Below are 25,522 nucleotides of genomic sequence, written 5' to 3'. Positions count from 1 at the left end.
TACTACACCCTTATAGCCTCTCTGGACTACTTTTAAAAAGTTTATTCTTATGCAGTTTTTTGCTTTTCATTTTCTACTGTTTGTTCAAACATATCTTCACTTACTGGTTCTTTACCAGGAAGGATTAAGTGCAGGAGAACACCCGCAATTGCGGCAAATGCCATCCCTTGAATCTGGAAGGATTCTGAAACCTTTATAAAAGCACCGCCAATTCCGATGACAAGAATGACTGATGAGATGACTAGGTTACGCTTGTTGCCAAAATCAATTTTACTGTCTACCAGCATACGTAATCCGGATGAAGCAATAATTCCGAAGAGCAGGATGGAAACACCACCCATTACTGGTGTTGGGATTGTACTGATTAAGGCTGTTATTTTTCCAATAAATCCAAAGATCACAGCGAGAACGGCTGCACCTGCAATGACATACACACTGTATACTCTGGTTATTGCAAGGACCCCGATATTTTCCCCATACGTTGTTTTCGGTGGTCCGCCAATTAAAGCAGAAATAATCGTTGCTGTTCCATCCCCCAAAATTGAGCGGTGTAAACCAGGTTCTTTAATGTAATCACGTCCAACTACTTTACTAAGTACAAGCTGGTGTCCAATATGTTCAGACAGGGTTACGATTGCGACTGGCACCATTAGAAGTGCTAAGTCCCATGTTACTTTTACCTCGTAGCTTACAAACGGAATGATGAATTCAGGCATTTGAAACCACTTTGCTTCCAATACTGGTTTAAAATCAACAATGCCAATTGCAAAGGAGTAAAGGTATCCGATTACGATGCCTGCAAGAATTGGGATAATGCTTAACATGCCGCGCATGTATATGGTGCAGATAATCGTAGCTGCTAAAGTTACAAGTGCTGCCGAGAAATGAAGCAGGCTATATTCACCTGCGGGATTGTTCATCGCCATATTAACTGCTGTACCCGCTAGTGCTAAACCAATTACGATAATGACTGGACCGACAACAATCGGCGGCAGCAGATTCATAATCCAGCGATGACCTGCTTTACTAATTATTAGTGCGACAATTCCGTAGACAAGACCAGCAAGGAAAGAACCTATCATGGCTCCACCAGGACCAGCTGTTGCTTTTGCAGCTATCACTGGAGCAATAAAAGCAAAGGAAGAACCAAGGTATGCAGGTACCTGCCATTTTGTAATCATTAAGAAAGCGAGTGTTCCTAAACCACTTGATATTAATGCAATCGCTGGGCTTAACCCAACAAGGTATGGAACAAGAATCGTTGCACCAAACATTGCGAATAAGTGCTGCAAGCTTAAAGTAAGCCATTGGGCAGGATTGGGAATCTCTTTTACGTCTAAGATAGGTTTATTATTCACTTGTTTCTCCTCCACAATCTTTTTCTATTTATCAGCTTGACTTTTTGAAATAAAAAACCCTCTTTGTCCATGAGAGTACAAAGAGGGTAAGAAATAGCCATAATAAATACGGCAGCTCCCCCCTTTTTCAGCCTCACAGGACTGGATTTAAAAGGGTTACTATTTATTTTTCAAAGATACTTACTTGGTCAAGTTTATCTACTTCTTGTAATTCAACCACGACCTTTTCACTGCTTGATGTTGGAATGTTTTTCCCAACATAATCAGCTCGTATCGGCAGTTCTCTGTGCCCGCGGTCGACAAGCACGGCTAGTTGTATGGTAGAGGGACGGCCAAGGTCCATGATGGCATCTAGACCAGCTCTAACTGTGCGGCCAGTATATAACACATCATCTACTAGAATAACTTTTTTATCTTTCAGTTCAACTGGAATATCAGACCCCTTCACCAGAGGTTCTTGATCATTTGTCTTTTTGGTCAAATCATCACGATAAAGAGTAATATCCAACTCGCCAACTGGTATTGGTTTTCCTTCAATTTCGTTAATTTTTACTGCAAGTCTTTCTGCAATAAAGATTCCTCTAGTCCGAATTCCTACAAGTACACAGTCTTCAATCCCTTTATTTTTTTCTATGATTTGGTGAGCAATTCTTGTTAATGCTCTTGTTATTGCTTGTGCATCTAATACTACGGCTTTTTGGTTCATTTTTAAACACCTGCCCGTTATTAATAAAAAAACCTCTCACGCTTAGAGGTGAGAGGTAAAGAGTATTAGTATGGGCATAGTTATCCCACCTAATTATCCGTTTCCTTCCCAGCCTCTCAGGACTGATTTAAAGGCATATTCAACTGTTGTTATCGTACAATAATTCGACAAATGTGTCAATGATTATTTTCGCAACTGTTTTAGAACCTCTTCAAATTCTTCTGGCAGAGGTGCTTCAAACTCAAGATATTCATTGGTCCTCGGGTGGTTAAAGCCAAGAACTCCAGCATGTAATGCCTGACCATTGATATCCAATGTTTTTTTAGGTCCATACTTAGGATCACCTGCAAGCGGATAGCCAATGTATTTCATATGGACACGTATTTGGTGTGTTCTGCCTGTCTCTAATTGACATTCTACAAATGTAAAATCCTTAAAACGTTCAATCACCTGGAAATGGGTTACAGCATGCTTGCCATTATCGACAATGGTCATACTTTGCCGATCTCTTGTATCTCTCCCCAGAGGTGCATCAATTGTTCCAAAGTCATGAGGTATTACACCATGTACAATCGCTCTATATTTCCGTGTAACGGACTTTTCAACTAATTGGTTAACCAGCTTTTCATGGGCCATATCATTTTTAGCCACCATTAATAGTCCTGATGTGTCTTTATCAATACGATGAACGATTCCAGGTCTAAGGACGCCATTTATTCCTGATAAGTCTTTACAATGAGCCATTAACCCATTAACCAGCGTTCCTGTTAAATGTCCAGGGGCAGGATGGACTACCATTCCGCTCGGTTTATTAACCACCAAGACATCCTTATCTTCGAAATAAATATCTAAATCCATCTCTTCTGGAATCACATCGAGTAATTCAGGGTCGGGTATATTAATTTCGATTTGATCATTTAAACTGCATTTATAATTTGTTTTGATCTTTTGTCCATTTACAAGGACATTACCTTCTTTAATCCATTGCTGTACTTGAGTCCTAGACCATTCTTCATCTAAAGCTGAAATTACCTTGTCAATTCTGTCGCCCTTTTGTTGTTCAAGAATGGTGTGTACCATTTTCTCCATATGATTTCTCCTTTGTTTCACGCTCATCACGCAGCATTTGAATCATTAATAATACTACGCCAATGACTAAAGCCGAATCCGCAATATTAAATACTGGAAAGTTATAATTGAATATATACGTATGAATAAAGTCAACCACTTCTTTCCGAATTAAGCGGTCAATAAAATTTCCGATTGCTCCGCCGAGCATAAATGCCAGCGATACACCTAACAACCATTTACCCTTTGCTTCTTTTTGAATGTAATAAATGATCGCAATGATTACTATAGCAGTTATGACATAAAAGAACCACATTTGTCCCTGAAGGATTCCCCATGCAGCACCGCGATTTCGGTGAGAAGTAATATACAGAAAGTCCTCAATAACTGGGATACTTTCACCAAGATGCATTTTAGTGACAATCAGCCATTTCGTCACTTGATCTAATAAAATAATAAAAATTGCGATTAAATAATAAAACACTAAGGAATACCCCCATCTTCGAAGACTTACTTCCTTAGCATTTTAGCATAATCTATAGCGAAACAACAATGGAAGGTTAGAAAAAGCCGGAAATTATTGGTTTCTTATAAAAGTGCTCTAAAATATCAGAATCTTTAGATGACTTTATTGTTGGGATTGTCTTTAAAAGATGTTCGGGCAGCGGCTCACCTGACATTTCACACTGACCAAAATTACCTTCTTTAAGTTTTTTTATGGCTGTTGAAATATCTGCTAACTCATCCTCTAGTATTGGAGTCATCCACTCATTTTTCTGCTTACTTTTCAGTGATTTTAAAATTTCTAATTGTGTTTTACGGAGTTCCCAAAACAGCTGTTCCTGCATTGCATTCATAGTTGTAACCTCCGTTAATTCATTTCTAATATTATCTCCCTTTCTCTTGGCCTGACCCGGGAAAACATTTGACAACCGGAACAACAATTAACGGAATAGGATAAAAAATGAAAAAACCCCATGAATTTTTTCATGGGGTTTTTCTATTTAGGTTAAATGTGTATAGTTTTCTTTTACTACTTCTGCACAACGAGGGCAAAGTGTAGGATGTTCTGGATCTTTTCCAACCTCAGGTGTTACAACCCAACAGCGTTCGCAAGTTTCACCTTCTGCTTTAGAGACCAGAATCGCAGCTGTTTCTAATTTAATTGCATTCTCAGGTGCTTGTTCATAGCTTCCTGCGACTTCAAATCCTGAGATAATAAATAATTGCTGCACATTCTCATGAATTGAGTCTAATAGTGATTTCGTATTTTCATTCACATATAAAGAAACTTTTGCAGTTAATGATTTACCAATAACCTTTTGATTTCTAGCCTCTTCAAGTGCTTTTAATACATCATCACGAAGCTTCATAAATGATGTCCATTTTTCTTCTAACGCCGCTGCATTTTGTAGTTCCTGATATTCTGGCATGTCAGTTAACTGGACACTTTCCTCATTAACTGCCGGAATGAAATTCCACACTTCGTCAGCCGTATGAGACAGAATTGGAGAAACTAATTTTGTTAATGCAAGTAATGAGTCGTATAGGACCGTTTGGATCGCACGCCGTTCATGATTGTTAACGGACTCAATATAGAGAACATCTTTAGCGAAATCAAGATAAAAGGCACTTAAGTCAAGGGTACAGAAATTGTTAATCGCATGATAAATTCCTGCAAACTCATAATTATCATAAGCATTCCGAACATATTTAATCAGCTTATTTAATTTCACAAGCATAAATTGATCAACTTCACGAAGGTTTTCGTAAGTAACCCTATCACTTGCTGGGTTAAAGTCGGACAAGTTACCAAGTAAGAAACGGAAGGTGTTACGGATTTTTCTGTATACCTCTGCAACCTGTTTCAGAATTGCATCAGATACACGAACATCAGCCTGGTAATCAACGGATGCTACCCATAGACGGAGAATATCTGCACCTAATTGCTTCATTACTTTTTCAGGTACCATAACATTCCCTAATGATTTACTCATCTTTCTTCCTTCTCCATCTAAAGCAAAACCATGACTTAATACACCTTTGTATGGTGCTTTGCCCGTTACTGCAACAGCCGTCGATAAGGAAGAGTTAAACCAGCCTCGATATTGATCTGAACCTTCTAAATATAAATCCGCCGGGCGGACCAAATCGTCTCTTTCTAACAGTACTGCTTGGTGGGATGAGCCGGAATCAAACCAAACATCCATAATGTCTGTTTCTTTCGTAAACAACCCGTTTGGACTTCCTGGATGGGTAAATCCTTCTGGCAATAGCTCTTTCGCTTCACGCTCAAACCAGATATTTGATCCAAACTCCCGGAATAAGCCAGAAACATGTTCAATCGTTTCATCTGTGATGATTTCCTCGCCATTTTCAGCATAGAACACTGGGATTGGTACTCCCCAGACACGCTGGCGGGAAATACACCAATCGCCGCGGTCACGGACCATATTAAATAGTCGTGTTTCGCCCCATGCAGGTACCCATTTTGTTTCTTTTACTGCTTCAAGAAGGTCATTGCGGAAATCCTTGATGGAAGCAAACCATTGTGCAGTGGCTCTGAAAATGACAGGTTTTTTTGTTCTCCAATCATGCGGATAGGAGTGTGTGATAAAAGAAAGCTTTAAGAGCGCGTCTTTTTCTTCTAATGCTTGAGCAATTGGCTTATTTGCACTATCGTAAAATAAGCCTTCAAAGCCTGGTGCTTCACTTGTCATGACTCCTTTATCATCGACAGGGCAAAGAACCTCAAGTCCATACTTTTGACCAACATGAAAGTCATCCTCCCCATGTCCTGGAGCTGTATGAACACAGCCTGTTCCGGCATCCGTTGTGACATGCTCACCTAACATAACTAAAGAATCACGGTCATATAACGGGTGTGCTGCAAGGATATTCTCTAATTCAGTTCCCTTAACCTTTTGAATAACTACAGCATCTTCCCAGCCAATTTCATTTGTTACTGCTTCTAACAGGGCTTCCGCCACTAAATATTTATTACCATTAGTGTTAACGACTACATAACTTAAGTCGGGGTGTACTGAAATTCCTAAGTTAGCCGGAATCGTCCATGGTGTAGTCGTCCAGATAACAATTTGAACATCTGTATCAAGAACGCCTTTTCCATCCTTAACTTTAAATCCAACATAAATGGACGGTGATTTTTTATCCTGATATTCAATTTCTGCTTCAGCAAGAGCTGATTCACTTGAAGGGGACCAATAAACAGGTTTAAGACCTTTATAGATATAGCCTTTCTTTGCCATTTCACCGAAGACTTTAATTTGCTGTGCTTCATATTCAGGCTTTAGAGTAATATATGGATTTTCCCAATCACCACGAACTCCAATGCGCTTAAATTGTTCACGCTGATTGCTTACCTGCTCGAGTGCATATTTTGTACAAAGCTGACGGAATTCGGCTACCGTCATCTCTTTACGTTTTACTCCCTTATTTGTTAACGCCTGTTCAATTGGCAATCCATGAGTATCCCAGCCTGGAACATATGGTGCATTGTAACCGCTCATTGATTTATATCGAACAATAAAATCTTTTAAAACTTTGTTAAGCGCGTGGCCCATATGAATATCACCATTTGCATATGGAGGTCCATCATGAAGCACAAACATCGGACGTCCTGCGGTCCGCTCTTGAACTTTCTTATAAATATTCATTTCTTCCCACTTTGCCTGAATTTCAGGTTCTCTTTGCGGGAGATTTCCACGCATAGGAAATTCAGTTTTTGGCATTAATAACGTATCTTTATATTCCATTTCATATTCCTCCTGTTACACTCATCATAAACAGAATAGCCAATAGACAAATAAAAAAACCCTCTCATCCCATAAAAGGGACGAGAAGGTTTTATTCCCGCGGTACCACCCTGATAGATAGAACGAAAAAGTACTATCCTCTTTAAGATTCGTAACGTGAATAACCCGCCATAGCTTACTCTTCGTAGTTCAGCTTGGGACTCAAGGGTGATTTTCCATTTCCTCACTTTTCCCAGGCTTCCACCATCCCCGGCTCGCTATCAAAAGTTTATGAAAAAATGTACTGTCCCTCTCATTGTCATTTCCATTCTTTATTTACTTATTAGAAAATTATATGCGAAATTATACCAATTCGTCAAGCTAAGGAATCTTCTTCTTGATGGATTTTAAGCTCAGTTGCATCTACCTCATACTCTAATAGATGATCCCAATCATCGGTATTAATCATATCCAGCTGGGCCTCTATTAACATTTTAAAACGAGTACGGAAAACTTTTGACTGCTTTTTCAAGTCCTCGATTTCAAGGGCAATCTTTCTCGCTTTCGAAAGTGATTCATTAACAATGCGGTCAGCATTCTTTTCTGCTTCCTTGATAATAAGCTTGGCTTCCTTTTGAGCATTTCTTTTTACATCTTCTCCAGCCTCTTGTGCAATTACAATAGACTTGTTTAATGTTTCTTCTATATTTACAAAGTGACCTAAACGGTCCTTCATTTCATTCAAACGTTCTTCCATTTCTTTCTTTTCACGAAGGACTAATTCATAATCCTTTATGACTTGGTCTAAAAATTCATTTACCTCGTCTTCATCGTAACCACGAAAACCTTTATTAAATTCTTTATTGTGAATATCTAACGGCGTTAACGGCATGATGCCACCTCCAAGAATCTTTCTTCTGTATGTAATTAATGTATAAAGCATAAATTCGACAAAGTTTTCTATAATCCTGCTAAATAGATAAATTTATTTTTGCTTTCCGGCGATGATTCGCCATTTATCCTTTTTGGTTCTTCCTTCAATTGACAAGATCTTTACTCTTCCGTAACCTCTGACTGACAACAAGTCACCTTCGCGGCATTCAAAGGAATGATTTTCAATACTAGTCCAGTTCACCTTCACTAATCCTTGTTGAATGTACGCTTGGGATTTCTGCCTGGAAATGTGATGAATGCCAGAAATGATGGTATCTAGGCGTAAGGAGGAAACAGTAAGCTCCTGTTCCATCCATAAATCATCAACTGTAATTGCCTCATGTAGACCTGCCTCTTTTAATCTTATTGATGCTCTTCCAATTGATTCTAAATTACTTTTAATATAGTCACTGATTTCTGTGCTCGTAAAGAATTGAACACGTTCATCTTTCATAAGGATATCGCCAAATTTCCCGCGTTTTAATCCTAACGACATAAGAGAACCGAGAACTTGTGGATGTTCTATGGAAACAAATTTAGCGGGATAGACAATTTCAAACAGGGTAATTTGAAAATCGTTCTCGTTTGGTATGAAATAATCTGGCATAATTAATGCCCGCTTTCTTTCACCTTCAGAGCTCCCGCCAAATAATTGGTATTTAGTACTTCCATTCTCTCCAATCAGTGTCTTTAAAATATGCTGCTCTCTTGGATCTAGAAAATCGGTAAGTTTAGATGTATAGCTGGATTCAACAAAATCCTTCCAATGTAATACTTGGTCAATAAAATCCCGTTCCTCTGGGCGAAAATGCTGATAAATATTCATGTTGAACTCCTTATACCATTTAAGTAAGGCAGAATTAAGAAATTAAGTTTTGCAAAACTAATAAGCCTTGAGGGGCGAAAGAAAGAATAAGAAATGCTGCTAAAGGTGATAAGTCCATCATCCCTATTGGCGGAATGATTCTCCTAAATGGTTCTAGAAATGGTTCACATAACTTACCAAGAATTGTCCCAATCTGTGATTCTCTCATATTTGGAAACCATGATAAAAGGATATAAATGATAAGCATCCATTTATAAATCCCGATGATTTGGATCAAAAAGCTAAAAATAATATCCATTCCTACTACCACCTTGTATCGTGATATTCTTGTTCCTTTACTAGTTCAGAAATATTGCCAGAAATTTCAACATTATCAGGTGTACATAAAAATATACTAGAGCCAATCTTTTGTATGTCCCCGCTTAAGGCATACACTGCTCCACTTAAAAAATCGACAATTTGCCTTCCTTCTTCATTACTGATGCGCTGAAGATTCACGACAACAGCACGGCGGCTTTTTAAATGGTCCGTTATATCTTGAGCTTCCGCATAAACTCTAGGTTCGACTAGGATTACCTTTGCAGATTTTTGTACACTCTGCAAACTTACAACGTTTTGCGGCTTAGCAGGCAGTTTTTGGGGCTTAATTGGTTCAACCTTCTCATAATCCTCCTGATTATTATCATCATAATCATCATCTAAAAAGAAAAATGTTTTTAATTTAGATTTTATTGTCATTCTTTTTCCTCCTCAAGAGACTTGACCGACAAGTGCCGTACCTATTCTAACCATCGTGGCGCCTTCTTCAATGGCTATAACAAAGTCATTAGACATTCCCATTGAAAGCTCAGTACATGGGGCGAATTCAAGGTTACAATTCTTTACCTGATCACGAAGATCTTTTAACCTTCGAAAACAAGTTCGAAGCATTTCTTCGTCATCTATAAATGGGGCCATTGTCATTAAACCTTCAATACTTATATTCTCATATGGCTGTAAACTTTTAATAAAATCTATTACATCCTCTGGAGCCAGACCATGCTTAGATTCTTCTTGTGAAACATTCACTTGAACCAGGCATTTTACTTTCTTACTCGCACGTTTATTAATTTCCTCTGCTAATGAAACTCGGTCCAAAGAGTGAATATATTCAACTTTATCAATTATATTTTTCACTTTACGGGTTTGCAGTGTCCCGATAAAATGCCAATGAGGCTTGTCCTCTAATACTTCCCACTTTGCTAACAGCCCATCATCTCTATTTTCACCTAAATTGATTATTCCAGCTTCCAATGCTTCTTTTGCTCTATTGATACTGACATATTTGGTTACGGCAATCAATTTCACTTCATCAGGAGTCCGGTTTACCCTTTGGCATGCATCACTTATTTGCTGTTTAATATGTATGAGATTTTCTGCTACCTTCATTCGGAGGTCTCCTTCCATCCAATATAACTTAACATCCTTCCTGTTTTCCCTTGGTCACGGCGATGTGAGTAAAATTCAAATTGGTCGCAGCTAGAGCAGCGTTTAGTTATTTGAATATTTTCTGGCGGGACTCCAGCCTTCTGCAGGATTAATTTATTCAGTTTCCGTAAGTCTAAGGTATACTGTCCTTCTTTAATTAAATTATAGGGTTTTTCTTCGACATCTACTAGAGTATTTTCAACAAAGTTGATGACATAATCATTAACAATATAACATTTTTCACAAATAGATGGCCCTATTGTGACAAAAATTTGATTAGGAAGGATCCCTTCCACTTCCCATTTCTCTATCATTTTTCGTCCAATTTCATTTACAGTTCCCTTCCATCCAGCATGGGCAGCACCAATCATCCGATGTTTAGGAGAAATAAAAAAAAGAGGGACACAATCAGCATAGCAAAGAGTTAATAAAACTCCCTCTTCATCAGTATAAAAACCATCCGTCCCCTTAAAGGCATTATGGTAGGAATCAGCCCCAACCCCGCGGTCAGCCTTCGTGACTTTTCTAATGAGGGTTTCATGGGTCTGTTCTGCGCCTACCCAATGTTTTAGAGGAAATTGAATAAGGCCGGCCACCTTGTTCCGATTATGGCAGACAGCCTCCTTCTGGTCTCCTACGTGAAATCCCATATTAAGACTGTCAAATGCTTCCTTACTGCTGCCGCCTAATTTAGTTGTTAGTCCAGCAACTAGCCCGAAATTTTGATCCATCCAATTTTTAATGTAAAGATATGATTGATTTCCAAATGCGAAGGGTTCCATCACTCAACCTCGTTTGTTTTTTTCTAGTTTACCATGAATAATTAAATTGGTCACCGTAAGATGACAATCAATCCTATACTTCCATTTCCTCTGCATTTCTTTCTTCAATTCCCTTAAATCTAACCAAGATTACATCTTGACCTATTTTTATTATATTCTTCCATGGTATAACAATATCTTCTTCCCTTCCAAAAAAGCCTAGGACCTTACCATTACCGGTGACAATAACCGCTTCTATTTTACCAGTTGAAAGATTAATTTCTATATCACCAATATTTCCAAGCTTTTTACCATCAGACACATTCACTACATCTTTAATCTGAAATTCAGAAATTTTGACCATATCTCTCACTCCCGCCATTTTTATCCTTAACAAAATATATGATTAGATTGGTTAATTTATCTGTAAATTGACGAAAAAATAAAGCTGTCCAAAGAGGAAACTGCAGGCGTGAAAATAGAAAGGGTGAACTGCTACTAAATGTAACGAATTCACCCTTTAAATGTTCCCGCATATTTGCCGTTTCCTCTTGGACAGCTTTAGCTTTGAATATTTTTATTCATTTGTTTAATGGCTGCTTTCTCTAAACGTGAAACTTGAGCTTGCGATATTCCAATTTCATCGGCTACTTCCATTTGCGTTTTTCCCTGGAAGAATCGCTTTCTTAAAATTAACTTTTCACGCTCATTTAAGCGTCTCATGCCTTCCTTTAATGCAATCTCTTCAATCCAGTGAATGTCTTTATTTCGTTCATCGCTTAATTGGTCCATCACATAAATGGGGTCGCCGCCATCATTATAGATTGGTTCGAATAAGGACACTGGGTCTTGGATAGCGTCTAGAGCAAAGACTATTTCTTCGTGAGGGACTTCTAATACTTTAGCAATCTCCTCAGCAGTCGGTTCCCGTGAAGTTTCACTCATTAATCGTTCCCTTACTTGCAAGGCCTTATAAGCGATATCTCTTAAGGACCTTGACACGCGAATTGGATTATTATCGCGGAGGTACCTGCGTATTTCGCCAATAATCATCGGTACGGCATAAGTGGAAAACTTAACGTTTTGACTTAAATCAAAGTTATCAATCGATTTCATAAGCCCAATACAGCCAACCTGAAACAGATCATCAACAAACTCGCCACGGTTATTAAACCTTTGAATAACACTAAGTACGAGCCGTAAATTTCCGTTGACGAGTTTTTCTCGTGCTGTAATATCGCCCTCTTGCATTTGCTTGAAGAGTAATCTCATTTCTTCATTTTTTAATACAGGAAGTTTTGATGTATCTACGCCGCAAATTTCAACTTTATTTCGAGTCAATCCCTTTTCCCTCCTCATAGGAGTTGCTGTACAAAAAACAGTATTTCCTTGAAGAGGAAAAATATGCACTTGTACTTTCTAAGGAATGTTATAGGGATTGTCGAAAAACACGATTTTCACTTTAATTTCAATGGTCTTTCGGCATGAAAAAATTCTTTTTTCTTTTTCTTGCAAACGACTAAGTTCGTCATCAAACCATCTTATTAAATTCTTTTCTTAATCTTTTAATTATTCTTTTTTCCAGACGGGATATATATGATTGAGAAATACCAAGCATGTCAGCTACATCCTTCTGTGTCTTTTCTTCTCCATTGGTAAGTCCGAAGCGAAGCTCCATAATCTGCTTTTCCCGATCACTAAGCTGATGCAATGCTTTGGTTAATAACTTTCTATCTACATTTGCTTCTAAATCCTTGGTAATAATATCATCATCCGTTCCCAATACATCAGATAATAATAATTCATTACCGTCCCAATCAATATTTAATGGTTCATCAAATGAAACTTCAGATCTAATTTTATTATTTCTCCTCAAATACATGAGAATTTCATTTTCAATACATCTAGATGCATATGTAGCCAGCTTAATTTTTTTCTCTGGATTAAACGTATTGACTGCTTTAATTAAGCCAATGGTACCAATACTAATTAAGTCCTCTATATTAATACCGGTGTTTTCAAATTTTCTAGCAATATATACGACAAGCCTTAGGTTACGTTCTATTAATATCGATCTTGCGGCCTTATCACCGCCTGGAAGCTTATTTAAAAGCAGCTCTTCTTCATCCTTACTTAAAGGAGGCGGTAAGGCTTCGCTGCCGCCAATATAATAAACTTCATCACTTTTAATTCCTAATTTGATTAGTATCTTATACCAGTAGTAGGATAAGCGAAGTCTCCATTTTTTCACAGAAGTTCCTCCTTCTAAAATCTGTTTTTTCGAGTATAGTATTATTAGCTTACTTTCGCCGAATCATCATGCTGCTTTGGTCCAGTGAGCATTTTCGGATGTACGATGCATTGAAAGGCATCGTCTGAGGATAATTGCTGCATGGTAAACGATACAAGGCCTTTTTCACATAAATAACTTTCACCCTTAGAGTCAATCAATATGGAGTCAGGCTTAACTGCTGCGATTAGTTGATGCTCTTGTCCTACTACCCGGCACGGTACAATCCTAAGCTTATTTTGCCATTCTACTGGAAACTCAACATTCCCGAGGACCAGAGATTCAGGATCTGCTGCCATTTTTCTTACCGGTTCTGCCACTTTTTCAAAGCAATTCTTAATAGATACAAACATAACAGGAAGTTTGGTTAATGGATCATATAGCTGATTTCCACTGTCTACAAGACCCTTAAAAGTATAAGATTCATCATTAATTCTTACCGTGACATTCACAATCTGATCAAATTGAATTTTGGTCATTTCCATACCTTCAATATTCCTTTTCGAAAAATGCCATGCAATTGGAAAACCCAGCAGAACAAAAAGCCAGCTAATGGGATCACCAAACCCTGTAACATTGGAAATCATTACTTTTGTAGACATCTCTTGATCAAATTGAACAAAATAATGAGCTCCGATTAATGCTCCTCCTATTAGAAAGGTTGTTACATATAGAGTCATTAACGCCTTTATGAAAAAAGAAAAACGTTTATAACCAAATACTACTAGAACCATTACAACCGAGAATAGAAGCTTGGATATTGGATGATTGGAATAGATATTTAATGGTGTAAATGAAAATAATATTATTAATGACCCAACAAAACCGCCTGCAAATAATCTCCATATCACAATTCGTCTTTTTAGAAAAATGGCTGATAGATATAGGAGAAGGCTATCAAATAACAGATTAAGAGCCCAAATAATATCTAAATATACCGACAACAAGCCTTCCCCCTTTTAAATGTCAAAAGCTTTTTAGCAGCTTTATGGATTCTTCATAAGGGTGTATGAACTTCATTTCTATTATTCTGTTTAGGGAAAAGTATAACCTATTTAATGGGCTGAAGTGTGTCACTTTCTGTAATCAAAAAAACAGAAATTTCCACTATAAACAACGTATTTTGTCTAATTACATTTATACAAAAAAGGCATGGTCCTTTTGGACCATGCCTTCTTCTTTTATCTTCTACGATTTCTGTTACGTAAAAATGTTGGAATATCAAGCGTTTCTTCTTGTGGTGCATGTGCATGGTTATTCCGAACCGGTTCTTGCGGTGCCTCTTCACGTTTTGGCTTAACAGTACCCATTTGTGGTTTTGCTTGACCAAAGGCTGGACGAGTTGCTTTTGGCTGGATAACCTCTTCATTAAATCCAGTTGCAATAACTGTAACGATGATTTCATCTTTATGATTTTCATTAATCACTGATCCAAAGATCATATTTACTTCTTGATCAGAAGCAGTTGCTACAATATCCGCAGCCTCTTGAACCTCATACAGGCTTAAATTGCTGCCGCCAGTAATATTCATCAGAACTCCTTGTGCACCATCGATAGACGTTTCTAGCAGAGGGGAGCTAATTGCTTTTTTCGCTGCTTCAGTGGCACGATTTTCACCCGTTGCCATACCAATTCCCATTAAGGCAGATCCTTTGTTAGACATAATTGTCTTCACATCTGCAAAGTCTAGGTTAATTAGACCCGGAACCGCGATTAAATCTGAAATACCCTGAACCCCTTGACGGAGCACATTGTCCGCTTCACGGAATGCTTCAAGCATTGGAGTACTTTTATCTACTATTTCAAGCAGTCGGTCATTCGGGATTACAATTAAAGTATCCACAGCCTCTTTCATGGCACCGATTCCACCCGCAGCCTGATTAGAACGCTTTTTCCCTTCAAATGTAAACGGCCGTGTTACAACACCAACTGTTAGAGCACCTAAACCACGGGCAATTTGTGCTATTACAGGTGCAGCACCTGTACCTGTACCGCCGCCCATACCAGCAGTTACAAACACCATATCTGCACCACGCAGAGCATCCTCTAATTGTTCTTTACTTTCTTCTGCAGCTTTCTTACCAACCTCAGGATTGGCACCAGCACCAAGTCCTCTCGTTAATTTTGAACCAATTTGCATTTTCACTTCTGCTTTTGAGAGGTTTAATGCTTGTGCATCCGTATTAACTGCAATGAATTCGACTCCTTGAACACCATGTTCAATCATTCGGTTTACTGCATTGTTTCCTCCGCCGCCAACCCCAATTACTTTTATAGTAGCAAGAGAATCTAAATTTGTATCAAACTCTAACATGACAAATCCTCCTAATTCGTCGATATTCCTTTTCGTGTTAGCTTATTCGAAAAAGAGACCAAGGAATTTTTTTACTTTTGATGACATCTTATCTTCCGGATGTTTTTCTGGTTTTGCTTTCGGTTGTTGTTGTTGTTTTTGGACTTTCTTCTCGATTGGTTCAGAAACAGGTGCTGAAGCGACGAAGGTCCCACCTGGTAATCTAGCATTCTTGTATGCATATTTGATTAAACCAACCGCTGTTGTATATTGAGGTTCTCTTACTCCAATATAATTGGGAACAGCTTTGCGAACGGGACTTTGGAATATAGATTGAGCAAGTTCTAATATACCTTGCATATTTGCAGTACCGCCTGTAAAAACGAATCCACCAGGTAAATCATTTATTCCGAGTCGTTTCAATTCATGAGCAATTAATTCAAAGATTTCTTCCATTCTTGCTTCTATGATTTCAGATACATATAATTGATTGAATTGCTGATGCTGATCACTTCCTATAATAGGAACACTGAAGAATTCATCCTCTGACGCATCATCGTAAAAAGCATGTCCATATTTTACTTTGATTTTTTCGGCATCCTCGGTAGAAGTGTGTAATACCTTTGAAAGGTCATTAGTAATTAAATCTCCTCCAACCGGAATCACACTCGTTGCTGCCAAGTATCCTTGTTCGAAATAAGCGATGGTGGTCGACCCTCCGCCTAAATCAACTAATGCAACGCCTAAGTTCTTCTCATCTTTTGACAATGCATAATCACCCGCTGCAAGCGGCTGTAAAATAATGTCCGTTATTTCTAAGCCGGCACGTTCTACACAACGCAGTGTATTTGTAATAATAGCATTAGATCCAGTGATAAGTGTTCCTTCTACTTCTAAACGAACGCCAATCATACCACACGGGTTATTAATCTCATCCTTGCCATCAAGGATGAACTGTTTTCGTATTACTCCGATAATTTCTCTATCCTGAGGAATAGAAACAACTTGAGCCTCTTCAATAACACGTCTAACATCATCATTTGTAATTTCACGGTTTTGACTAGAAACTCCTACAATTCCACGGCATGGTTCAAGAGCAACCTGATTGCCGGAAATACCTACAATCACTTGTCGTATTTCCATTCCAATCATTCTTTCTGCTTCTTCAATTGCACGTTTAATAGAATGAACGGTATCATTGATGTCAATGATAGATCCCTTACGAAGTCCTTCCGACTTTACATTTCCAACACCAATTATATTGATAGAGTCATTGACAATTTCACCGATGATTACTTTTACACTGGATGTACCGATGTCAAGACTTACATATATTTCATTGCTGTTCATTCTTTGGCACCTCCTTAGCATTACTTCAGTCGAACAACATTATATTTCACAAGATATATTAATAAAAAGTACACACCTATATCTTATAAAATTATTCGTCACAACTAAATAATTCCCTTTAAAAAAATCAATTTTTTTCTATTTTTTCTTTTGAATTAGACCATTTTGTCAATAATATTCTTCTTATTACAGCAATATTTTGAAATAAGCGTACACCAAAAGCAAATACAGCTGCTAAATACAAGTCTACACCAAGATGAACGCCTAGAAAAGCTAAACTTGCAGCAAGTAAAATATTAAAAAAGAACCCTGAAACAAATACTTTTTCATCATAAATATTTTGCAGATGAGCTCTTATTCCGCCAAATAATGTATCAAGAGCTGCCAGAACTGCAATTGATAGATAATTAGAATATTCTTCAGGAATCCTTATATCTGTTAACAGTCCCAGGAGTATCCCAATGATTAATCCTAAAAATGGCAGCCACATTATGTATTCCCTCCTTCGTTCGCCTTCAATGACTCCAAATATCGAATTTGGATAGGATTATCATATGCGGGGATGGTAACCTCAGGAATTGGTTCTGATATAGTCAACTTAAGGCTTTCAGTGAAAAATTCCTCTGTTGCTTTGGAGGCTTTTATCCGATTGTATAGCTTTTCAGCTACCTCAAAATTATCGACACCGACTTTAACTTCTATGGGAAATTTGGATAATGCATGACCATCAATTTTAGTTTCATTCGTAATCTCTCTTATGACCGTAGTATTGATAATTCTTTGACCATCTACTGAAACATACTTGGCGTCATACATATTTAATTCGTTTAATAACCTTTTAAGCAATTCAGGTGAGAGATCCTTAGAAACATGAGCTCCGATTTGAATATCTTCCAAAATAGGTTCAATTCTCAAAGTTAAACCTGGAACTTGCACTTCTGTTAATCCGGCCTCAACTTTCAATTCTTCAATTGTATCTCTTAATGCCTGTTCTTTACTTTGCTTTTGTTTTGATTCATAGGCAAGCAGCTTTTCTTCAATTGATCTGATCTCACTTAACAATTCAGATTGCAATTCTTTTTCTTGAAGCAATGCCTCCCGTAGCTGCCATAAATCACGAGTATCACGTTCAACAGGTTCTTTTACTGTTTGAAATTGAATGGCAATCATAAATCCAATTACAGCAGATATGGCAATAAAGCTAAAGTTTTTTTTATGCTTGTCCACTTTTTTCACCCTGCCTTTTAAATTTATCTATCGTGGACATAGTAATAATCTATGAATTTCCTAAAATGGGATTTAGGATAATTTCATTCTGTTTTTCTAGGGTAAAGACAATATTATCGTTAACTAATTGGTCTTTCACACCGCCAGTGAGGTTTATTGCAGATGCCAAAACCTCAGGGTCTCCAATAGCTGTAATAACAAACGGTGCGGGATGTTGAATTCCATCGATAGTAATTACTGGTCCATCGCATAGTATATACGATTGACTTGTTAATCTTTGCCCATTAATAGCAATGGCAGCAGCCCCTGAGATGTAAAGTTCATTTATAACTTTAAAAACATGATGTTCATGGACTAGATAGTTATTGATATTTTCTTCTTCAGGTTTGTAGGCCCCGTCTGCCAGCTGTACCATTACACCTTGACCTTTAACCTTAACTTTCCCTAAGAACATTCGATATTTTTCTGCATTCTCGGCAAGTGTCAAATATGCTTCTGCTTCTTTGGAAAGATCTTTTTCGTTTTCTAGTACCATATTTTGCTTCCGGTTTAATTCCTTTTGCAATTTCCGATTCGTTTCTTCAATTTCAATTAATTGATTTCTTAGGTCTAAGGTTTTTTCCCATTGTTTACTTGTTAAATTTGTGTTTTTCTGATTTATTTCTTTTTGAGTAAAGTGATAAGAAAATGCAATCATAAACCCAAGAACAAGGCATACAAGGGATAAAATTACATGTTTACCCTTCACCTTTATCATTCTCAATTTCTGATTCCTCCGATTCATCTGCTTCCAACTCATAGGCTTTAAAATATGAACCTACCTCTAAATCAATAATACCCTTTTTGGTAGGATCTAACTGGCTAATGATTGAAGGATAATGGATCATTTTTTCCGAGAAGCTTCGTAATGTGGCACGCACTTCAAAACCATCATTCATAAATAAAGATATATGATATTGATCCGTTTTTTTCGGGGTATAGTGTAATTCAGAGATTGCATTTAGAACTTCATCGGGAAGCTCAACAAGGGCAGAGACAGTCTCTTTTAGGATTGCCCCCTCTTTAAATTTAAATAGAATAGGTGCATTTATTGGTACCTCAGACACTTCCCTATCCTTTAGGATTTTTCCATTTTCCATTACAGGATAATAGGAGTTTTCCGACTCGAGGTAAGCGATTTTTTCCCGTTCCTCAATCTCAATCACTACGGTATTTGGCCAGATTATTTTTACCTTTGCTTCTTTAATAACATTTAATTTTTGTAGTTTTAATGCAATTGAATCGGTTTTAACACTCCAAATATTTGTTTGTTTAGATAAATGACTTGTACTTATAATTTCATTTGTTGACAGTAAATCATTTCCCTTAATGGTTATCTTTTTTACATGACTTAATGGCGACTGTACATAAGCGACGACGGCAATCATAGTAAAGAACAAAAATAGAAGAAAAATAAGCCTTCTGTTGGCTTTTCGTCGTCTTTGCTCTTTTAGCTTTGGGATTCGATCTTCGAGAGCGACAATCTTACCTTTATCCATACACTTCCCTCCATTAAGAATAACGCTTAGCATGTCCTAAAAGAAAACCTATAATATCTACCCGCTTTTTAGAGCCTAAAAAGCGAAAACAACGGCACGAAAAATCATGCCGTCATTCATTTTCTCAGTTTTTTTCCATATTTATAATGAGTAATTATACCACAAAAATTGTAATTGGTACGATTTATTCTTATTACTTTCGACCAATAATTTCTACCTCGGTTTCCATTTCAATTCCATATAATGCTTGAATTTTATCTTTTATATATTGGATTAAATCAAGGACATCCTTGGCTGTTGCATTACCTGCATTTACGATAAAATTTCCATGCATTTCAGATATTTTTGCACCGCCAATTTGGAAACCTTTTAAACCAGCTTCCTCAATTAATTTACCTGCATAATTGGGCAGAGGGTTCCGAAAGATACTCCCTGCACAAGGAAAATTCCATGGCTGTGTTTCCTTGCGATAATCTTTGTTTTTTTGCATTTTGGAGACAATCGTGGTTCTGTCACCCTCTGTTAACTTAAATTCTGCTTCAAGTACGATACCTGGTCGTTTCTTTTGAAGGACTGAGGTCCTATAAGTGAACTCCATTTCATCATTTGTAAGCCATTCAATGGTCCCGTCTTCAAATAAGATGTGTGCCTTTGTTAAAATCTTACTAATATCAGAACCATGCGCTCCTGCATTCATGTAAACGGCTCCGCCCACTGAACCAGGGATACCACTCGCAAATTCAAGCCCAGATAAACCCTTTTTCGAAATTAATGTAGATAGGCTGACTAATGAATGTCCTCCTCCAACTGTAATAGCAGAGTCATTAATAGTTAGATGATCCAATCCAGAGCCTAATTTTATTACTACACCTTCAATCCCCTTATCGGACACAAGCAGATTAGAGCCCCTTCCAATAGCCCTCCAAGGGATATTGCGTTTCTTAATAAAGGTCATTACTTTTTGGATATTTTCTAAACTTGATGGTTCAATTAAAAGATCAGCAGGACCTCCAATTTTCATGGTTGTATGCTGTGATAACATTTCATTAACCTTTACTTTTCCAATATTTAGTTCCTGAACTTCTGTTAATAATCCGTCCATTCTTATCACCCTATCTTTCAAAACAAACGTATAGTTTTAGTTTATGCAAAAAACTGTTTTGGGCTACTTTTGTTTTCCTTTGACAAGCTGCTTCATGACTTTATATAGTCTTTCTGCAGAGTCCGGCACCCCTAATTTTTGTGCTTTTATTTTCATCATCTTAAGATTCTCTTGGTCTAACAGAATTTTGTCTATATGTTGAATAAGACTTTTACTGTTAAGGTCTTTCTCGAGAAGTAATTCTGCTGCTCCATGATCACTAAGTGACCTTGCATTTTTTTCTTGATGGTTATTCGTAACATATGGACTTGGCACAAGTATACTCGGAATTCCTAATGAAGTAATCTCGGCAAGTGTTGTTGCACCAGCCCTTGAGACGACTAAGTCAATCCCTGCCAGAACCTCTGGCATATTATGAATAAATGGTTTAATTACTACGTTTTTAGGACTTCCAACTAGTTCTGCTTCTTTTTGTACATCATTAAAATGCACATCACCCGTAATGTAGAGTACTTGGTAGGGTTTTTCACCAAATTCAGAGAGTCCTTTAACAACTGCATCATTTATGGGTCTTGCTCCGCGGCTGCCTCCGAAAATTAATACAGCTGGCATTGTTGTACTTAATCCAGTCGAAAGTCTTCCCCTGATACCATCCTGCCCCATAACTTCAGATGCCCGAGGGTTGCCAGTAAACACAACCTTCTCCTTTGGAAAGTATTCCCTTGCTTCCTCAAAGCAAATGGCAATTTTATTAACAAATCTGCTCAAGAATTTATTTGTTAATCCCGGTACACTATTCTGTTCGTGAACAATGGTCGGAATATTTAACTTTGCGGCTGCATAAACAACAGGTCCACAGACATAACCACCTGTCCCAATTACAATGTCTGGCTGGAATTCTTTTAGCATCTTTTTACTGTCGCTAGCACCTTTTAGAAATCTTAAAATCGTTTTAATATTATCGAAGGATAATTTTCTTTTGAAGCCGGTAATATGAATAGATTTAAAAGGAATCTTTTCCCGAGGAACAATTGTACTTTCTAACCCATTCTTAGTCCCTATGTATAAAACTTGCGCATCTTTATTTTCTTTCTGTATTTTCCTTATGAGTGCAAGAGCTGGATAAATATGTCCTCCAGTTCCTCCGCCGCTTACTACTATTTTCATATGTCCACCTCAAATAAAAAAATGCTTTATGCTCATTTCTTATCCTATCTTACTATAAAATTAACAGAAGGTAAGGTCTGAAAAAAGAATGTTATCTAATTGTAAACTTACAAACGAAATAAATAAAAAGAACCCTGCCTAAAAACAGGGTAGATTAATATCTAGAGTAACGGCTAATATTTAATAAAACACCTATAGCCATTAACATTAAGGTTAGAGAAGATCCGCCATAACTCAAGAACGGAAGGGTGATTCCAGTAACAGGCATTAACCCGGTTACTACTCCGACGTTTATCATAACTTGAATTGCGACCATTGAAATAATTCCAACTGCCAGAAAGCTTCCGTATAAATCAGGTGCCCCGAGAGCAATACGTATTCCCCTCCATAACAACAGTGCAAATAAAAGGAGGATAAAGGAACCGCCAATAAACCCCAGTTCTTCTGCTAATATTGCAAATATGAAGTCAGTCTGCGGTTCAGGTAAATAAAAGAACTTTTGTCTGCTTTCACCAAGGCCAAGGCCGAATAAACCGCCAGGACCAATTGCATATAGCGATTGAATAATTTGAAAGCCACTTCCTAATGGATCTTGCCAAGGGTCTAAGAAAGAGGTAATCCGTTTCATTCTATAAGGTGCAGAAGCAACCAAACCTACAAAGCCTGCCAGACCTATTAAACCCAATAAAGCAAAATGTCCAATACGAGCACCAGCAATAAATATCATTACCACACATGTGCCTATCATTACTGTTCCAGTGCCTAAATCTGGCTGCAGCATAATTAGGGCAAAGGCGATAAATACAAGACCTAAAGATGGCACCAGGCCTTGTCTGAAAGAGGTGATTAACTTCTGTCTTTCTGAAAGAAACTTAGCTAAAAAGGCAATCATTGCAAGTTTCATAAACTCCGATGGCTGAATAGAGAAGGCACCTACACCAATCCAGCTTCGTGAGCCATTCCGCACATTACCAACTCCAGGAATAAGTACGAGTATTAAGAGCACAAAGCAGGTGATCAATAAAACCTTTGACCACTCTCTCCAGGTCCAATAATTAATATTCATGATAAAAAACATAGCAGCAATCCCAACTCCCGCAAAAAGAGTCTGTCTCTTTGCGAAGAAGAAAGAATCATCAAATTTATATTCCGCCCAAACCGCACTCGCACTATAAACCATAATGAGTCCTACTGCTAATAACGTAAATGTACAAATTAATAATATAAAATCAGGAGTTGTTCTCTTTGTCGGCACACCTAACACCTCTAATAGCAAGTTTTAGGGCTTGTGCACACATCAGAAGTTTATGTTCCAAAACTCTGAAAGCCGCTTCCGCTTTTCGGACAAGCCCTTACTTAAGCTTATGCACCGCTTCGATAAAAATGTCTCCCCTGACTTCAAAAGTTTTATATTGGTCCCAGCTTGCACATGCAGGAGATAACAAAATAACGTCGCCAGGCTCTGAGTATTCATAAGCAACAGGCACGGCCTTTTCAACATTATCGACAGTGTTAATTTGTTTTATTCCTGCTTCTTTACCGACTCTCTCAATTTTAGCTGAGGTTTGACCAAAGGTAACTAATGCTTTCACATTCCTCAAATATGGCAGCAGTTCATCAAATTCATTTCCACGATCAAGGCCGCCGGCTAACAGGATGATGGGAGTCTTAAAAGCCTGAAGTGCATTTACGGTTGCTAAGATATTTGTTGCCTTTGAGTCATTATAGAATTTTCTCCCATCAATATCTGTAACATATTGAAGCCGATGCTTAACCCCTGTAAAAGTTCGCAGGACACTTTGGATGGCATCATTCTTTACACCGGATAACTTTGCAGCAGCCATTGCCGATAAAATATTTTCAAGATTATGAACACCTGGAAGGGCGATTTCGTCTAATAACATGACTTTTTCACCTTTAAAACAAATCCAGCCTTCATTGATGTATGCACCTTCAGTAATGACGCGCTTTGTAGAAAATGGAATAGAATTAGCCCGGGAATCTTTAGCAATATCCACCACTTCCTGCTGGTCAGCATTATAGATAAAGTAATCGGCTTCACTTTGATTTTTGGTGATATTCGCCTTTGCTTTAATGTATTCTTTTCTGTTTCCATGGTAATCCAAGTGAGCATCATACAAATTTGTCATAACGGCTATCTTAGGAGTGAATGTTTCTATTCCCATTAATTGGAAGGATGATAACTCAATAACGATATTATTTTCTGCGGCTGCTTCCTCCGCCACTCCAGATGCTACCGTCCCAATATTACCTGCAATTAATGGCTTCTTTCCTCCTGCATTCAACATTTCAAAAATGAGAGTTGTCGTGGTTGTTTTTCCATTTGTTCCAGTAATACCAATGAATGGCGCTTCGGATATTTGGTAGGCTAACTCTACCTCAGTTATTACAGGTATACCTTTCTCTACTGCACCTTTGATGATTGGATTTTGATAAGGAATACCTGGGTTTTTAACGATAAGTTCGAATCCTTCATCAAGTAATTCAACAGGATGTTCACCACAGATAACTTTAATGCCTTGCTCTAGTAACCCCTGCGCTTCTGGGTTTTCTGATAATGGTTTTTTATCATTTACTGTCACAAACGCACCAAGCTTATGTAATAGAGCCGCAGCGCTTACCCCGCTTTTGGCCAGTCCAAGGACAAGAATTTTTTTATGAAGATACGTATTTATCTGCTTCAATTATAACCACACCTCAATATAGATACCTAGTATCGCTAATATTAACCCTACGCTCCAAAAAGTTACAACAACCTTCCACTCCGACCAGCCAAGCAGCTCATAATGGTGATGAAGAGGACTCATCCGAAAAATTCGTTTCCCTGTGGTTTTGAAGGAGATTACCTGCAAAATTACCGACAAGGTTTCTATTACAAAGACACCGCCTATAATAACCAATAATAATTCTAACTTTGTTAAAATCGCAATAGAAGCAATAGCACCACCTAATGCAAGGGAACCTGTATCACCCATAAATACCTTTGCAGGGTGGGCATTAAAAACCAGGAACCCTAATACAGCCCCAGCAACAGCCACTGAGAAAATTGCCACTTCCATCTGCGACTGATTCCAAGCTAGAACAGCATAAGCGCCAAAAGCAATGGCAGCTGTACCTGATAAGAGGCCATCTAGTCCATCTGTCAAATTGACTGCATTTGAGAAGCCTACCAGCCAAAATACTATGAAAAACACAAAGAACCAGCCTAACTCAATGGAGTAATCACTTCCTGGGATAGTGATCTCCGTAGGAAAACCATTTTCTTTATAAACAAGATAAAAAATAACGGAAATAATAATTTGTCCTAAAAGCTTTTGTCTTGAGGTTAAGCCTAAATTACGCTTTAATGCCACCTTAATAAAGTCATCCAAAAATCCAAGTAAACCAAATCCAAAGGTTACAAGAACAAGCAAGTAGGTTTTAACCGTCGGTTCAGCAAATTTTCCAGTCATAACAAGAGTGGTAATAATAATAGAAAATAAAATCATGATTCCACCCATCGTTGGTGTACCTGTTTTTACTTGATGGGATTTTGGGCCTTCTTCCCTAATGCTTTGTCCAAATTTCAACCTTCTTAAGAAGGGAATAAAAATTGGAGAAAGTAATACAGTTATCAGGAAGCCCATTAAAATTGTGAAAAAAATAACTTGCTCCAGCAT

General features: G+C 37.8%; 27 protein-coding genes and 1 other annotated feature. All 27 genes read right to left on the bottom strand.

Features of this window, described 5'->3' with window-relative positions:
• Positions 1–47: 47 nt before the first annotated feature.
• The 27 genes from SFC47_RS02455 to mraY all read right to left on the bottom strand — a co-directional run bounded on the left by SFC47_RS02455 (position 48) and on the right by mraY (position 25,522).
• Entirely contained in the window at positions 48–1,358 is a 1,311-nt protein-coding gene (locus SFC47_RS02455; protein ID WP_411252675.1) for a solute carrier family 23 protein, read from the bottom strand.
• 163 nt (positions 1,359–1,521) lie between these two features.
• Entirely contained in the window at positions 1,522–2,064 is a 543-nt protein-coding gene (pyrR, locus tag SFC47_RS02450) for a bifunctional pyr operon transcriptional regulator/uracil phosphoribosyltransferase PyrR (protein ID WP_411252674.1), read from the bottom strand.
• A 183-nt stretch (positions 2,065–2,247) separates the two neighbouring features.
• A complete protein-coding gene (locus tag SFC47_RS02445; protein WP_411252673.1) occupies positions 2,248–3,153 on the bottom strand; it encodes an RluA family pseudouridine synthase in 906 nt (301 codons plus the stop codon).
• On the bottom strand, positions 3,125–3,616 hold the full coding sequence (lspA, locus tag SFC47_RS02440; RefSeq protein ID WP_411252672.1) for a signal peptidase II: 492 nt from the start codon (positions 3,614–3,616) through the stop codon (positions 3,125–3,127). The genes SFC47_RS02445 and lspA overlap by 29 nt, the downstream gene beginning before the upstream one ends.
• A 76-nt stretch (positions 3,617–3,692) precedes the next feature.
• Positions 3,693–3,989 carry a hypothetical protein gene (locus SFC47_RS02435; protein ID WP_411252671.1) on the bottom strand — a complete coding sequence of 99 codons (297 nt, stop codon included), beginning with the start codon at positions 3,987–3,989 and terminating at the stop codon, positions 3,693–3,695.
• A 147-nt stretch (positions 3,990–4,136) separates the two neighbouring features.
• Positions 4,137–6,908, bottom strand: a complete 2,772-nt coding sequence (ileS, locus tag SFC47_RS02430; protein ID WP_411252670.1) for an isoleucine--tRNA ligase — start codon at positions 6,906–6,908, stop codon at positions 4,137–4,139.
• 73 nt (positions 6,909–6,981) lie between these two features.
• Positions 6,982–7,213, bottom strand: a binding site (T-box leader).
• Between the two features lie 50 nt (positions 7,214–7,263).
• A complete protein-coding gene (locus tag SFC47_RS02425) occupies positions 7,264–7,779 on the bottom strand; it encodes a DivIVA domain-containing protein (RefSeq protein ID WP_179160910.1) in 516 nt (171 codons plus the stop codon).
• Positions 7,780–7,872: 93 nt separating this feature from the next.
• Positions 7,873–8,646 carry a YlmH family RNA-binding protein gene (locus SFC47_RS02420; RefSeq protein ID WP_411252669.1) on the bottom strand — a complete coding sequence of 258 codons (774 nt, stop codon included), beginning with the start codon at positions 8,644–8,646 and terminating at the stop codon, positions 7,873–7,875.
• A 34-nt stretch (positions 8,647–8,680) separates the two neighbouring features.
• A complete protein-coding gene (locus SFC47_RS02415) occupies positions 8,681–8,944 on the bottom strand; it encodes a YggT family protein (protein WP_411252668.1) in 264 nt (87 codons plus the stop codon).
• Positions 8,945–8,949: 5 nt separating this feature from the next.
• The gene (locus SFC47_RS02410; protein ID WP_411252667.1) at positions 8,950–9,384 is read right to left on the bottom strand and encodes a cell division protein SepF; all 435 of its coding nucleotides are present in this window, start codon (positions 9,382–9,384) and stop codon (positions 8,950–8,952) included.
• A gap of 12 nt (positions 9,385–9,396) precedes the next feature.
• Complete coding sequence (locus tag SFC47_RS02405) at positions 9,397–10,074, bottom strand: YggS family pyridoxal phosphate-dependent enzyme (protein WP_411252666.1); 678 nt, start codon at positions 10,072–10,074, stop codon at positions 9,397–9,399.
• On the bottom strand, positions 10,071–10,895 hold the full coding sequence (pgeF, locus tag SFC47_RS02400; RefSeq protein WP_411252665.1) for a peptidoglycan editing factor PgeF: 825 nt from the start codon (positions 10,893–10,895) through the stop codon (positions 10,071–10,073). The genes SFC47_RS02405 and pgeF overlap by 4 nt, the downstream gene beginning before the upstream one ends.
• A gap of 73 nt (positions 10,896–10,968) precedes the next feature.
• The gene (locus tag SFC47_RS02395) at positions 10,969–11,238 is read right to left on the bottom strand and encodes a YlmC/YmxH family sporulation protein (RefSeq protein ID WP_411252664.1); all 270 of its coding nucleotides are present in this window, start codon (positions 11,236–11,238) and stop codon (positions 10,969–10,971) included.
• Between the two features lie 197 nt (positions 11,239–11,435).
• Complete coding sequence (gene sigG, locus SFC47_RS02390) at positions 11,436–12,215, bottom strand: RNA polymerase sporulation sigma factor SigG (RefSeq protein ID WP_045515367.1); 780 nt, start codon at positions 12,213–12,215, stop codon at positions 11,436–11,438.
• 190 nt (positions 12,216–12,405) lie between these two features.
• Positions 12,406–13,125 carry an RNA polymerase sporulation sigma factor SigE gene (gene sigE / locus SFC47_RS02385; RefSeq protein ID WP_063251599.1) on the bottom strand — a complete coding sequence of 240 codons (720 nt, stop codon included), beginning with the start codon at positions 13,123–13,125 and terminating at the stop codon, positions 12,406–12,408.
• Positions 13,126–13,169: 44 nt separating this feature from the next.
• Positions 13,170–14,108 (bottom strand): sigma-E processing peptidase SpoIIGA, encoded by a 939-nt coding sequence (gene spoIIGA / locus SFC47_RS02380; RefSeq protein WP_411252663.1) that lies wholly within the window; start codon positions 14,106–14,108, stop codon positions 13,170–13,172.
• A 237-nt stretch (positions 14,109–14,345) separates the two neighbouring features.
• Positions 14,346–15,479 carry a cell division protein FtsZ gene (gene ftsZ / locus SFC47_RS02375; protein WP_411252662.1) on the bottom strand — a complete coding sequence of 378 codons (1,134 nt, stop codon included), beginning with the start codon at positions 15,477–15,479 and terminating at the stop codon, positions 14,346–14,348.
• 42 nt (positions 15,480–15,521) lie between these two features.
• The gene (gene ftsA / locus SFC47_RS02370) at positions 15,522–16,808 is read right to left on the bottom strand and encodes a cell division protein FtsA (protein ID WP_411252661.1); all 1,287 of its coding nucleotides are present in this window, start codon (positions 16,806–16,808) and stop codon (positions 15,522–15,524) included.
• A 127-nt stretch (positions 16,809–16,935) separates the two neighbouring features.
• Positions 16,936–17,298, bottom strand: coding sequence for a small basic family protein (locus tag SFC47_RS02365; RefSeq protein ID WP_411252660.1), 363 nt, complete (start codon positions 17,296–17,298; stop codon positions 16,936–16,938).
• Entirely contained in the window at positions 17,298–18,035 is a 738-nt protein-coding gene (locus SFC47_RS02360) for a DUF881 domain-containing protein (RefSeq protein WP_411252659.1), read from the bottom strand. The genes SFC47_RS02365 and SFC47_RS02360 overlap by 1 nt, the downstream gene beginning before the upstream one ends.
• A gap of 49 nt (positions 18,036–18,084) precedes the next feature.
• Entirely contained in the window at positions 18,085–18,792 is a 708-nt protein-coding gene (locus SFC47_RS02355) for a DUF881 domain-containing protein (protein WP_411253603.1), read from the bottom strand.
• The gene (locus SFC47_RS02350) at positions 18,773–19,573 is read right to left on the bottom strand and encodes a cell division protein FtsQ/DivIB (protein WP_411252658.1); all 801 of its coding nucleotides are present in this window, start codon (positions 19,571–19,573) and stop codon (positions 18,773–18,775) included. The genes SFC47_RS02355 and SFC47_RS02350 overlap by 20 nt, the downstream gene beginning before the upstream one ends.
• A gap of 193 nt (positions 19,574–19,766) precedes the next feature.
• Positions 19,767–20,675, bottom strand: a complete 909-nt coding sequence (gene murB, locus SFC47_RS02345; RefSeq protein ID WP_411252657.1) for a UDP-N-acetylmuramate dehydrogenase — start codon at positions 20,673–20,675, stop codon at positions 19,767–19,769.
• A gap of 63 nt (positions 20,676–20,738) precedes the next feature.
• On the bottom strand, positions 20,739–21,842 hold the full coding sequence (gene murG / locus SFC47_RS02340; RefSeq protein ID WP_411252656.1) for an undecaprenyldiphospho-muramoylpentapeptide beta-N-acetylglucosaminyltransferase: 1,104 nt from the start codon (positions 21,840–21,842) through the stop codon (positions 20,739–20,741).
• A 154-nt stretch (positions 21,843–21,996) separates the two neighbouring features.
• Complete coding sequence (gene spoVE / locus SFC47_RS02335; protein WP_411252655.1) at positions 21,997–23,097, bottom strand: stage V sporulation protein E; 1,101 nt, start codon at positions 23,095–23,097, stop codon at positions 21,997–21,999.
• 97 nt (positions 23,098–23,194) lie between these two features.
• Complete coding sequence (murD, locus tag SFC47_RS02330) at positions 23,195–24,547, bottom strand: UDP-N-acetylmuramoyl-L-alanine--D-glutamate ligase (RefSeq protein WP_411252654.1); 1,353 nt, start codon at positions 24,545–24,547, stop codon at positions 23,195–23,197.
• On the bottom strand, positions 24,548–25,522 hold the full coding sequence (gene mraY / locus SFC47_RS02325) for a phospho-N-acetylmuramoyl-pentapeptide-transferase (protein ID WP_411252653.1): 975 nt from the start codon (positions 25,520–25,522) through the stop codon (positions 24,548–24,550). It abuts the gene before it with no gap.

Origin of the sequence: Neobacillus niacini, assembly GCF_046591715.1 — a bacterium.
GTDB classification, from domain to species: Bacteria; Bacillota; Bacilli; order Bacillales; family Cytobacillaceae; genus Neobacillus; species Neobacillus niacini_L.
Note: the sequence above shows the minus strand (reverse complement) of the source record. Positions and strands in the feature narration are given on the sequence as shown.

Excerpts from the sequence above, each read along its gene's own strand:
- SFC47_RS02355 (WP_411253603.1), bottom strand. The coding sequence starts at position 18,792 with ATGATAAAGGTGAAGGGTAAACATGTAATTTTATCCCTTGTATGCCTT.
- SFC47_RS02415 (WP_411252668.1), bottom strand. The coding sequence starts at position 8,944 with ATGGATATTATTTTTAGCTTTTTGATCCAAATCATCGGGATTTATAAA.
- pgeF (WP_411252665.1), bottom strand. The coding sequence starts at position 10,895 with ATGGAACCCTTCGCATTTGGAAATCAATCATATCTTTACATTAAAAAT.
- SFC47_RS02445 (WP_411252673.1), bottom strand. The coding sequence starts at position 3,153 with ATGGAGAAAATGGTACACACCATTCTTGAACAACAAAAGGGCGACAGA.
- ftsZ (WP_411252662.1), bottom strand. The coding sequence starts at position 15,479 with ATGTTAGAGTTTGATACAAATTTAGATTCTCTTGCTACTATAAAAGTA.
- SFC47_RS02365 (WP_411252660.1), bottom strand. The coding sequence starts at position 17,298 with ATGTGGCTGCCATTTTTAGGATTAATCATTGGGATACTCCTGGGACTG.
- mraY (WP_411252653.1), bottom strand. The coding sequence starts at position 25,522 with ATGCTGGAGCAAGTTATTTTTTTCACAATTTTAATGGGCTTCCTGATA.
- murB (WP_411252657.1), bottom strand. The coding sequence starts at position 20,675 with ATGGACGGATTATTAACAGAAGTTCAGGAACTAAATATTGGAAAAGTA.
- ileS (WP_411252670.1), bottom strand. The coding sequence starts at position 6,908 with ATGGAATATAAAGATACGTTATTAATGCCAAAAACTGAATTTCCTATG.
- murG (WP_411252656.1), bottom strand. The coding sequence starts at position 21,842 with ATGAAAATAGTAGTAAGCGGCGGAGGAACTGGAGGACATATTTATCCA.
- ftsA (WP_411252661.1), bottom strand. The coding sequence starts at position 16,808 with ATGAACAGCAATGAAATATATGTAAGTCTTGACATCGGTACATCCAGT.
- SFC47_RS02405 (WP_411252666.1), bottom strand. The coding sequence starts at position 10,074 with ATGAAGGTAGCAGAAAATCTCATACATATTAAACAGCAAATAAGTGAT.
- SFC47_RS02425 (WP_179160910.1), bottom strand. The coding sequence starts at position 7,779 with ATGCCGTTAACGCCGTTAGATATTCACAATAAAGAATTTAATAAAGGT.
- pyrR (WP_411252674.1), bottom strand. The coding sequence starts at position 2,064 with ATGAACCAAAAAGCCGTAGTATTAGATGCACAAGCAATAACAAGAGCA.
- SFC47_RS02435 (WP_411252671.1), bottom strand. The coding sequence starts at position 3,989 with ATGAATGCAATGCAGGAACAGCTGTTTTGGGAACTCCGTAAAACACAA.
- SFC47_RS02350 (WP_411252658.1), bottom strand. The coding sequence starts at position 19,573 with ATGGATAAAGGTAAGATTGTCGCTCTCGAAGATCGAATCCCAAAGCTA.
- SFC47_RS02410 (WP_411252667.1), bottom strand. The coding sequence starts at position 9,384 with ATGACAATAAAATCTAAATTAAAAACATTTTTCTTTTTAGATGATGAT.
- SFC47_RS02420 (WP_411252669.1), bottom strand. The coding sequence starts at position 8,646 with ATGAATATTTATCAGCATTTTCGCCCAGAGGAACGGGATTTTATTGAC.
- SFC47_RS02395 (WP_411252664.1), bottom strand. The coding sequence starts at position 11,238 with ATGGTCAAAATTTCTGAATTTCAGATTAAAGATGTAGTGAATGTGTCT.